This is a genomic window from Peribacillus sp. YIM B13477, from assembly GCF_042787955.1.
GTDB lineage: Bacteria > Bacillota > Bacilli > Bacillales > DSM-1321 > Peribacillus > Peribacillus frigoritolerans.
Genome location: NZ_JBHZPD010000024.1, coordinates 1 through 9246, shown reverse-complemented (window position 1 = coordinate 9246; position 9246 = coordinate 1). Strand labels below are relative to the sequence as shown.

Below are 9246 nucleotides of genomic sequence, written 5' to 3'. Positions count from 1 at the left end.
CGATAATCCCTAGAATTAAACCAATGAAAATTTGGCTAGCTAAACTTAGTTTGAATTTCTTCATTTACTTTCCTCACCTTCCATAAAGTCTTTGATGCAAAAACATTTTTGTCTCGGTAAGGGAAACAAGATACTAATAAAAGAAAGTAATTTTTCTTTTTTTGAAAAACTCTGTCTTTACGCCGAAAAAAAAGACACTTCATGTGTCGATTTCTTATAGGCGTGAATATTCACACATGTTCCCTTGAAGACGCTGACGAGGTTAGCTGTCGGGTTAGGATTGGAAACACAAAAAGCCCTTTCATTTCTGAATTCACCCCTAGCGGATAAAATCCACAAAAATGGGTCCCCCGTTCTTGGAATAAGATTAAGCGAGTTAACTTATAATAAAATATTATACTAAAAATGATAATCTGTAAATATTTATTCGCATCCGTTCTAGAAAAAGGTCTTTAAATATGTCTGAATATTCTGTATTAATAGCTATTCTATCTATAATTACGCTTCCCGATTTTTAATCACTTAAGTTATATTGATATAATTAATAAATAATTTGACATCACCTCTCTTGTGAAAAAAGCGGTTATTTTTCCAGAATGCCAAGTAACAGGTATCTTACTTTTTCCCTAGAGGTGAATTTTTTATAAGTTCCAGCTTTCACTTTTTCAAATTGAATCGGGGTAATAAAATAAGAATGGTTCTTCACTGCCACATTCGGCTTCAGGAGGATGATGTCACCTACAGACGGTCCCTTTATGATTTCTTGCTTCCCTTCAGCCTTAAGACCTTTTGTAATGTAATGTTTATCTACATGGCCTTTATTCGTCAACTTGTAAATATAAGGATTTTTTTGGTATTGTACCGCCCCTATCGGTATGGAGGGTACACCGGCTTTCTCATTGGTTATTACAGTAAGATTCACTTTCGATCCCACCAACAGAGGTTCCGTTTCTTCGCCTTCCGGTTCGATTAAAGCCTGAAATGGAAATCTGTTATCTTTTTTTAATGATGGCTCTTCAGCGGGATAGGAATGGATACGGCCTATCGTCCCTTTCAATGCCTTTTTTGAATCAGAGGAACTTGCTTTTATAGTCATGCCCACTTCAGCCTTTTTCATTTCCTCTCCGGAGAAATACCCTTCAATTGCCAAATTTGTCGAAACGATGGATATAATGGGATTATCAAGGTTTTTATTGATATTTTTAACGACACCATCAGCCTCGCTCGTCGTCACAATTGCACTGGACTGCTCTTCAATCGAACTTAATTTAGCGTCAAGCATATTCACTTTTTCATCCAACCTGTTTTTTTCTAGTTCCTGCTTGTACATTTCTTGCTCAATGTTACTTTTAATAAGATCTGAAGAGCTTGTCGTTATATCAATATTCAAGTTTTTTTCCACCGATTCATCAATTGCCGCTTCAGGTTCACTGGTCACGGTCCCCTGATAAGACCTCAACTTCCCTATGTATTCCTCAATCCCTGCCATTTCCCCCTCAGCTGCCGTTTTCTCCGCTTCCAAACTCGCTTTAAGCGCATCACGTTCGGTCGCCGTATACTCAAACAACGAGGAGCCAGCCGTAATCGAATCACCTTCTTTTACAAGGAATTTCTTAAAATCATTTTTCTTGGCATCAAAATAGATATCATACTCTTCTACTGGTTTAATTACCCCATTTGTTTGGATAGTATCCGTAATTGTATCTTTTTTTACCTTAGTCCAGTTTTCAACGAAAACCGTCCGTTCCACTTTGCTTTCTTTTTTTTCAATAAGGTATAAGTTAACGGTTATTAACACTATCGAAGCAATGGAGACCGCCGCTATTTTCCAGTTACCGCTCATTCATTTCACCCGCTTTATACAAATACGCCTACTTGGATGTATCCTAAAAAGGCTTTAACAAACCATGTGGCCAAATAGAATAGAACAATCATTAAAAGGACCAAATAATTATTACGTTCTGTAAATTCCTTTAAATAAAAATATTGCAGAGCAATAATGAGAAATTGAAAAATGGTAATTTCACTGAAAAAATGAATGAAATAATCACTTCTGAGAAAATACTGACTGATGATCCCCAATGAAAAAGGATTGGCATCACTGCCTATATCCATTAAAACGAATAAGGGAATCAATAATGTTTTTTCCACTAATTGCAGGCCAAAAAGAATCATTTGAACGATAACTAATTTTATATAGGGGATATCAGTAACGATCCAAAAGAATAGAGCTGCTAAAAATATGTATATGGAAGGGTGAATTATTCCTGTTATTATATTGCCGCTCAAAATCAGCAACTTTGCTGCTTCGAATTCATTGGCGCTCATCTTCGTGATTTCTTTGGAGAATGATTCTGAACCAATGCCAAAATATCCCCCAACGGCGAATACTATAAGACTAAGAAAATATATAAATATTAATTTCAATCCAAGCTTTGTGACTGCCTCTGCATTTTGCAGCTGATAGCGACTCCGATAAGGCTGTAAAATGCCCTTTAACAATCCGACCTGGTACACCATAATTGGTCCTCCTGCAAAAAATGATATATCATCATACATTTTATCCTATTTTGGAAACAATTGCAGAAATAAGGAATGAATATACAAAAAAAACACATAAGCCTTTCCCTTTAAATAGAATCCCCACACTAATTTGGTGTTAATACTGACAAATGGTGGGCAAGGACTTTAATGCGTGAAGGAGTTTGCCTATAGTTCTCTCCATCCATATCCACATCAAGCGGCCTCTTGGATTCAATAGTCAAGGTACCTGCTTGTAAATAAGTCAACCCAGAGTCAGAACTCATACTTTGAGTCCATGAACGTTTCATCGCTATTATTTCTAAAAATGCACCAAGGTTTGCATTTTCCAGGATGGCAACGCCAAAGAGCCCATCGTCTGGTCTAATCATGGGAAAGGGCAATAAATTAGTGCCGATAAAACAACCATTCAAGACCAAAATCATAACCGCTTCCCCTTCAATGAAATTCCCATCATATTCCACTTTATAGGAAAAGGGAGCATTCCCACCAATCGTCCTTACAGCGCTTAATAAATATCCTATCTTTCCGAACCTGCTTTTTTCCTGCTCATCAATATTATTTGAAGCATCTGAAATAAGCCCAACTCCCCAGAAATTGGAAAAATAATCGTTATTGGACTTACCAATATCAATTGGACGAACCTTACCGTTTACTAATGCTTCCGCAGCTTGACGAACATTTTGAGGAATCTTTAATGTCCTGGAGAAGTCATTGCAAGTCCCTCCAGGTAAAATCCCAAACAACGGCCGCTTCTGAAGGGGTGAAAGGCCATTTATACACTCATGTACCGTTCCATCTCCTCCCAATACGAAAACTACATCCATTTCTTCACCATATTCAAAACAATAACGGCATGCATCGCCTTTTTGCTTTGTTTGTAGAATGAGAAACTCATCAATATGTGGAGCTAATACCGGAAGACACCCTCCTAGATTCCTTTCGAGTTTATCATTCCCTGCATTTTTATTATAAATCAGCATTCCCTTTTTCCATCGCATGATTCCAGCCCCCATATTATTGAAAGAATTGTCTTCTTCCCATCACTTTTTACTTTTTCCTAAATCTCCGTTTTAAATCTCATTAAAAATTTAAATGAAAAAGAGGCTTTCGCCCCTTTCAGTAAAGCCTTCATATATACAGCAAATAATCCTTCATCAATAAGATAAGCTTTGAACACAAGGGGCTCCTTTTTTCATTTTTTTCCAAAAATAACAAAAGGCTTTCCAAGATGATTGAGCTTGGCCTAACTTTTGAAAATTCTTCCTGGAGTGCCTTTAAGGCTTCCGTAATTTTACGTGTTTCCATTCCCTCTTCTTTACGCGTTTCCACTTCCAGCATCCTGGCGATAATCGAATGGATTTCTTCTTTTGGGCTCATATCCCGCATCGAGCAACCTGGTAGGGGAAATTGTTTCAATAATGGATCTTCCATGTTCTCCAGACTTGCGACAATGGAATCCATCCGGTTCAATATGAAGCTAGGTAACAATTCTACATCGAAAGCATTTTGTTTCCTGATCAATATTCCGATATATCCTTTGAAAAGCGAATCTAAAATAATGGTGCAATCGGGCAGAAGATCAGATGAAAGTCCCGGGTATAACTCAATGATTTTACGCTTGAACCAAATCAAGCCCTCTTCATGGATATAATGTAAAAATCCATCTAGTTCCTTGCTGATATGAACCATTTGTTCCTGCATCATCATTTGAATCAAGTTGGTATTTCCCGTCATATGCTCAATGTGAACAGTGATCTGCCTCATGAATTTGTCTTTACTGGACAATGAAGCATCCAGTTCAAGATCAAGTAATGAGTCTGTCAACGCTTCATAGTAAAATTTAAAAATGGAGACTAGTAATTCCTCCTTCGATTTAAAATAATTATAAAAGGACCCTTTTGCTATCCCGCATTTTTCAACAATTTCCTGAACCGAAGTTGCATGATAGCCTTTTTCCGCGAAAAGCTCTACAGACTTATCTATGATCATCTTATTTTTTTCTTTCATCATATACATCCTATCTCTTAAAATTATCCGTCGGTGACCAACGGGTCACATCTCCCAAATTGTATCCCAAAACCCTGAAATCACAACGTTAGCCCTAACGGATATTATCTGTTGCATTCATAATCCATATACTATATATTTGAGTTTGTGACCGACTGGTCACAATTTTATGTATGGAGGGTACAAGCTTGAATTCAATAATTAAATTTTCATTAAAGAATAAATTGGCAATCTGGTTGCTTACCATCATCATCGTTGCAGCTGGTTTATACTCCGGTTTAAACATGAAACAAGAAACCATACCAAGCATCTCCACTCCTTTAATAAGCATCTCCACTGTTTATCCTGGAGCTGCACCTGAAGAAGTAGCAGATAAGCTCACCGACCAGATTGAGCTAAAAGTAACAAATTTGCCAGGAGTGGAATTAGTCAGTTCTTCGTCCATGGCCAATGCCTCTTCCATCCAATTACAATATGATTATGATACGGATATGGATGATGCAGTAAAAGAAGTGAAAGAAGCTTTAGAGAAATTGGAACTTCCAGAGGGAGTAGATGACCCGAGCGTATCTAAATTAGAATTAAACGCTTTTCCTGTCGTCGCACTCAGTGTAACAGATAAGGCTTCTGATTTACCAGCCCTTACAAAAAATGTCGAAGAGGTGTTAGTGCCTAAACTTGAAGGAATTGACGGCGTGACATCCGTATCCATTTCCGGACAGCAAGTAAATGAAGGAAGCCTTGTATTCGACCAGGACAAGATGGCTCAATACGGGCTCGATGAAGAAACCGTAAAGAAGGTTGTCCAGTCTGCAAACGTCAGTATGCCGCTTGGCATATATAACTTTGATGATAAAGAGAAAACGATCGTTGTGGATGGAAACATTTCCACATTAAAGGACCTGAAAAATATAAAGATACCTTTAACCGGCGGCCCGAAAACAGGTGCGCCAGCACAAACTGGACAGGAAACCAATCAAATATCTCCTGAAATGGAAACAGGTCCTGCCCAACTGCAAAATGTGAAATTATCAGATATTGCCGATGTTAAAATTACCGGTAAGGCTGAATCGATTTCAAGAACAAACGGTAGCGAATCGATTGGAATCCAGGTTACAAGATCACCTGATGCCGATACAGTTGCAATCGTCGACGAAGTAAATGAAGAAGCATCGAATTTCAAAGAAGAGTTTAATGGGGTAAGTGTACACACTACTCTCGATCAAGCTAAACCGATTAAAGATTCCGTTGAAACCATGATCAGCAAGGCACTCTTCGGCTGTCTGTTTGCAGTCATTGTCATCATGCTGTTCCTTAGGAACTTTAAAACGACTCTCATTTCCGTCATTTCGATTCCATTATCCCTGTTAGCAGCCCTTTTGGTGCTCAAACAAATGGATATTTCATTGAATGTCATGACACTTGGGGCCATGACCGTTGCGATTGGCCGAGTCGTCGATGACTCCATTGTCGTCATAGAAAATATTTATAGAAGAATGGCTTTAAAAGGCGAACAATTAAAAGGCGGCGAATTAATACGATCTGCCACTAAGGAAATGTTCATCCCCATCCTTTCATCGACAATCGTTACTGTAGCCGTATACCTGCCTTTAGCAAGCGTTACAGGACCTGTCGGGGAACTATTCACGCCATTCGCCTTAACAATGGTGTTTGCATTAGTCGCTTCATTAATAATCGCCATCACACTTGTTCCGGCAATGGCAGACTCTTTATTTAAAAAGGGACTATCTAAAAAAGAATTAAAATCACATGAAGAAAAACCAAGCAAACTATCAGCATTCTATCGAAAATCACTGGATTGGTCATTAAACCATAAACTAATCACTTTCGGCACAGCCATTGTATTATTAGTTGGAAGTTTATTCCTAATCCCAAGCATCGGTGTAAGCTTCATGCCTGCAGATGAAGAAAAAACGATCATCGTCACTTACACTCCCGCACCTGGAGAGTTAAAAGAGGATATTGAAAAGCAAACAGAAAAAGTGGAAAAATACTTCATGGATAAAGACGATGTGAAGACCGTTCAATACACACTTGGCGAAAGCATGATGGGCGGAGGCATGATGGGCGGCTCGAGTAACTCGGCTCTCTTCTATGTACTCTATGACGAAGACACCGAAAATTTCGGGGACAAAAAAGAAACCGTCATAAAAGAGTTAACTGAACTTGATTCACCTGGAACATGGAAACAACAAGATTTCACATCAACATCAAGCAACGAGACCACTCTGTTTGTTTACGGAAATACACAAAAAGATATTGAACCGGTAATTGATGATATTCAAAATATCATGAAGAAAAATAAAGATTTAAAAGATGTTGATACAAGTCTTTTAGATGCTTATGAGCAATACACTCTAGTTGCAGACCAAGAAAAGCTAAGTGCCCTTGGACTGACAGCTGCACAAATTGGCATGTCCATCGCCAATACGAATAAGGATGATGCTTTAACTACCATTAAGAAAGATGGAGAAGAAGTCAAGGTATATGTCGAGACAAAAGAAACGACATTCGAAGACAAAAAAGATCTAGAGAATACTAAAATTTCTTCTCCAATGGGAATGGAAATCCCATTGAAAGAGCTTGTGAAAATCGAAGAAGGCAAAGCTTCCGATACAATCAGCCGCCGCGATGGAAAAATTTATGCCGACGTGTCTGCAACAATCAAATCGGATGATGTGGCCGCAGTGACAGCTGAGGTACAGAAGGAAGTTGATAAATTAGACCTTCCTGCAAGCGTCTCAATAGACTACGGCGGAGTGACGGAAGATATCCAAGAATCATTCACTCAACTTGGTATCGCTATGTTAGCGGCCGTTGCTATCGTATACTTTGTCCTAGTGGTTACTTTCCATGGTGGTTTAGCACCAATAGCCATTCTCTTCTCCTTACCATTTACGGTAATCGGGGCATTGGCAGGGCTATTCATTGCAGGTGAGACCATCAGCGTTTCGGCAATGATGGGTGTCCTGATGCTTATAGGTATCGTCGTGACCAATGCCATCGTATTAGTGGACCGTGTTATCAAGAATGAAGAATCCGGGCTATCTACCAGGGAATCTTTACTCGAGGCAGGATCCACCCGTCTACGCCCTATCCTGATGACTGCCCTTGCCACAATCGGCGCTTTAATACCACTGGCAATCGGTGCGGAAGGCAGTGGATTAATATCACAAGGTTTGGGAATTACCGTTATCGGCGGACTGGTGAGTTCTACATTGCTAACACTTGTAATAGTGCCGGTAGTATATGAATTTATAATGAAAATAGGTAAAAGGAAGAAAAAACAGTTAAGTAACTAAGAAAAAAAAGAGGGGATTCCTGAAATAAGGAATCCCCTCTTTTTTGATTCAACAATGCATCAACATGTTCGGCCCTTTTGACTGAACTATATTGCTCTTCTTTCAACCCGTCCATCTCTTAAGACAAAACGTCCTATTCGTCATTTCCAAGGAATCTGTTTGTTTAAACAAAAAAAGGAAAGATCTCTCTTCCCTTTTTCATTTCTTTATATTAGTGTTTCGTGAAAGTTTGATCTATCGCATTTGCCAGATCCAGCGATTTTTCTTTTAGATAACGCTTCGTTACGTTTAAATCTTTATGACCGGCAAGCTTTGATATCGTTTGTATATCTATTCCATTATCCACTAACCTTTGACAAAAAGTATGTCGCAGTTTATGCGGATGCACATTGTATTTTTTCAATATATATTGAACTGACCTCGGAGTGATCCTTTGATTATAGCTTGAGATGAATAACGGATCTGCTTTTTCTTTTAAAGAAAAAAGATAATTTTGTACATGTTGAATGGCCGATATCGTAAGGGGTACGGATCTGTCGATTTCACCTTTTGCGTTCCGGACAAGTATATAATTCCGCTCTGTTTCCATGATGACGTCACGGCCATTTAAGTCACATAATTCGGAGACACGAATTCCAGTATGTAACAAAAGGTAGACGATGGCAATGTTCCTTAGATTCCCTTCTGCTTCTATATCTCTTAACAGTATCTGCTGCTCATTGAGGCTTAAAGTTTCAGGTACCTCAAGCTTGTGCTCCTTAACTTTACGTTCCACAGAAAGCATCACTTGCGGTTTACCTAAAAATTTAAAGAAGACATTTAATGCGATATAGTGTTTTTCGATTGTCCCTGGGCTTTTCTTGCAATTTTCTAAATTATCAAGATAACCCTGAACATCTTCAGAATGGATCTCCATCAATATCTTTTGTGTCTGGTCACAAAACTGTGAAAGGACACCAGTATACGTTTTGATCGTATTAGCTGATTTGCCTTGGTCTCTCAACCATTCAGCAAACGAAAAAATCATTTCATCTTTAGCAGAGGTATCCATCGGCTATTCCCCCAATGACAGTTTCAAAACTATGTTAAGTTTAACATATATCCCTACAGAAACGAAGAATTCTGTCCCTTTGTCTTAAACTGATATGGATAAGACAGATAACTATAGATATTCAGATGCATTAATAGTATGTACTACCATTTATCCTGCATATAACTTTCTTTATGGTCTATAACAGGTTTAAATAATAAGTACTGAAGATAACGACCTCAAAAAAGACCAGCCGGATGGCTGGTCTTTTCAAATGGCTTGGCGGCGTCCTACTCTCACAGGGGGAAACCCCCAACTACCATCGGCGCTGAAGAGCTTAAC

General features: G+C 38.6%; 6 protein-coding genes and 1 riboswitch. Of the genes, 1 reads left to right on the top strand and 5 read right to left on the bottom strand.

Annotated elements, in window-relative coordinates:
* Window positions 1-236: 236 nt before the first annotated feature.
* Window positions 237-384, bottom strand: a riboswitch (cyclic di-AMP (ydaO/yuaA leader).
* A gap of 199 nt (window positions 385-583) precedes the next feature.
* The 4 genes from ACFX4H_RS26730 to ACFX4H_RS26715 all read right to left on the bottom strand — a co-directional run bounded on the left by ACFX4H_RS26730 (window position 584) and on the right by ACFX4H_RS26715 (window position 4554).
* Window positions 584-1843: an efflux RND transporter periplasmic adaptor subunit gene (locus ACFX4H_RS26730; protein ID WP_377436605.1), complete on the bottom strand. Its 1260-nt coding sequence runs from the start codon at window positions 1841-1843 to the stop codon at window positions 584-586.
* A gap of 14 nt (window positions 1844-1857) precedes the next feature.
* On the bottom strand, window positions 1858-2520 hold the full coding sequence (locus tag ACFX4H_RS26725; protein WP_034306409.1) for a hypothetical protein: 663 nt from the start codon (window positions 2518-2520) through the stop codon (window positions 1858-1860).
* 128 nt (window positions 2521-2648) lie between these two features.
* A complete protein-coding gene (locus ACFX4H_RS26720) occupies window positions 2649-3542 on the bottom strand; it encodes a YegS/Rv2252/BmrU family lipid kinase (RefSeq protein WP_377436602.1) in 894 nt (297 codons plus the stop codon).
* A gap of 130 nt (window positions 3543-3672) precedes the next feature.
* Complete coding sequence (locus ACFX4H_RS26715) at window positions 3673-4554, bottom strand: TetR/AcrR family transcriptional regulator (RefSeq protein WP_377436599.1); 882 nt, start codon at window positions 4552-4554, stop codon at window positions 3673-3675.
* Window positions 4555-4739: 185 nt separating this feature from the next.
* Here ACFX4H_RS26715 and ACFX4H_RS26710 point away from each other — a divergent pair, with 185 nt between their 5' ends.
* On the top strand, window positions 4740-7874 hold the full coding sequence (locus ACFX4H_RS26710) for an efflux RND transporter permease subunit (RefSeq protein ID WP_377436596.1): 3135 nt from the start codon (window positions 4740-4742) through the stop codon (window positions 7872-7874).
* A gap of 211 nt (window positions 7875-8085) precedes the next feature.
* Here the strand turns inward: ACFX4H_RS26710 and ACFX4H_RS26705 are convergent, their stop codons facing one another.
* On the bottom strand, window positions 8086-8925 hold the full coding sequence (locus tag ACFX4H_RS26705; protein ID WP_034306417.1) for a tyrosine-type recombinase/integrase: 840 nt from the start codon (window positions 8923-8925) through the stop codon (window positions 8086-8088).
* Window positions 8926-9246: the final 321 nt, after the last annotated feature.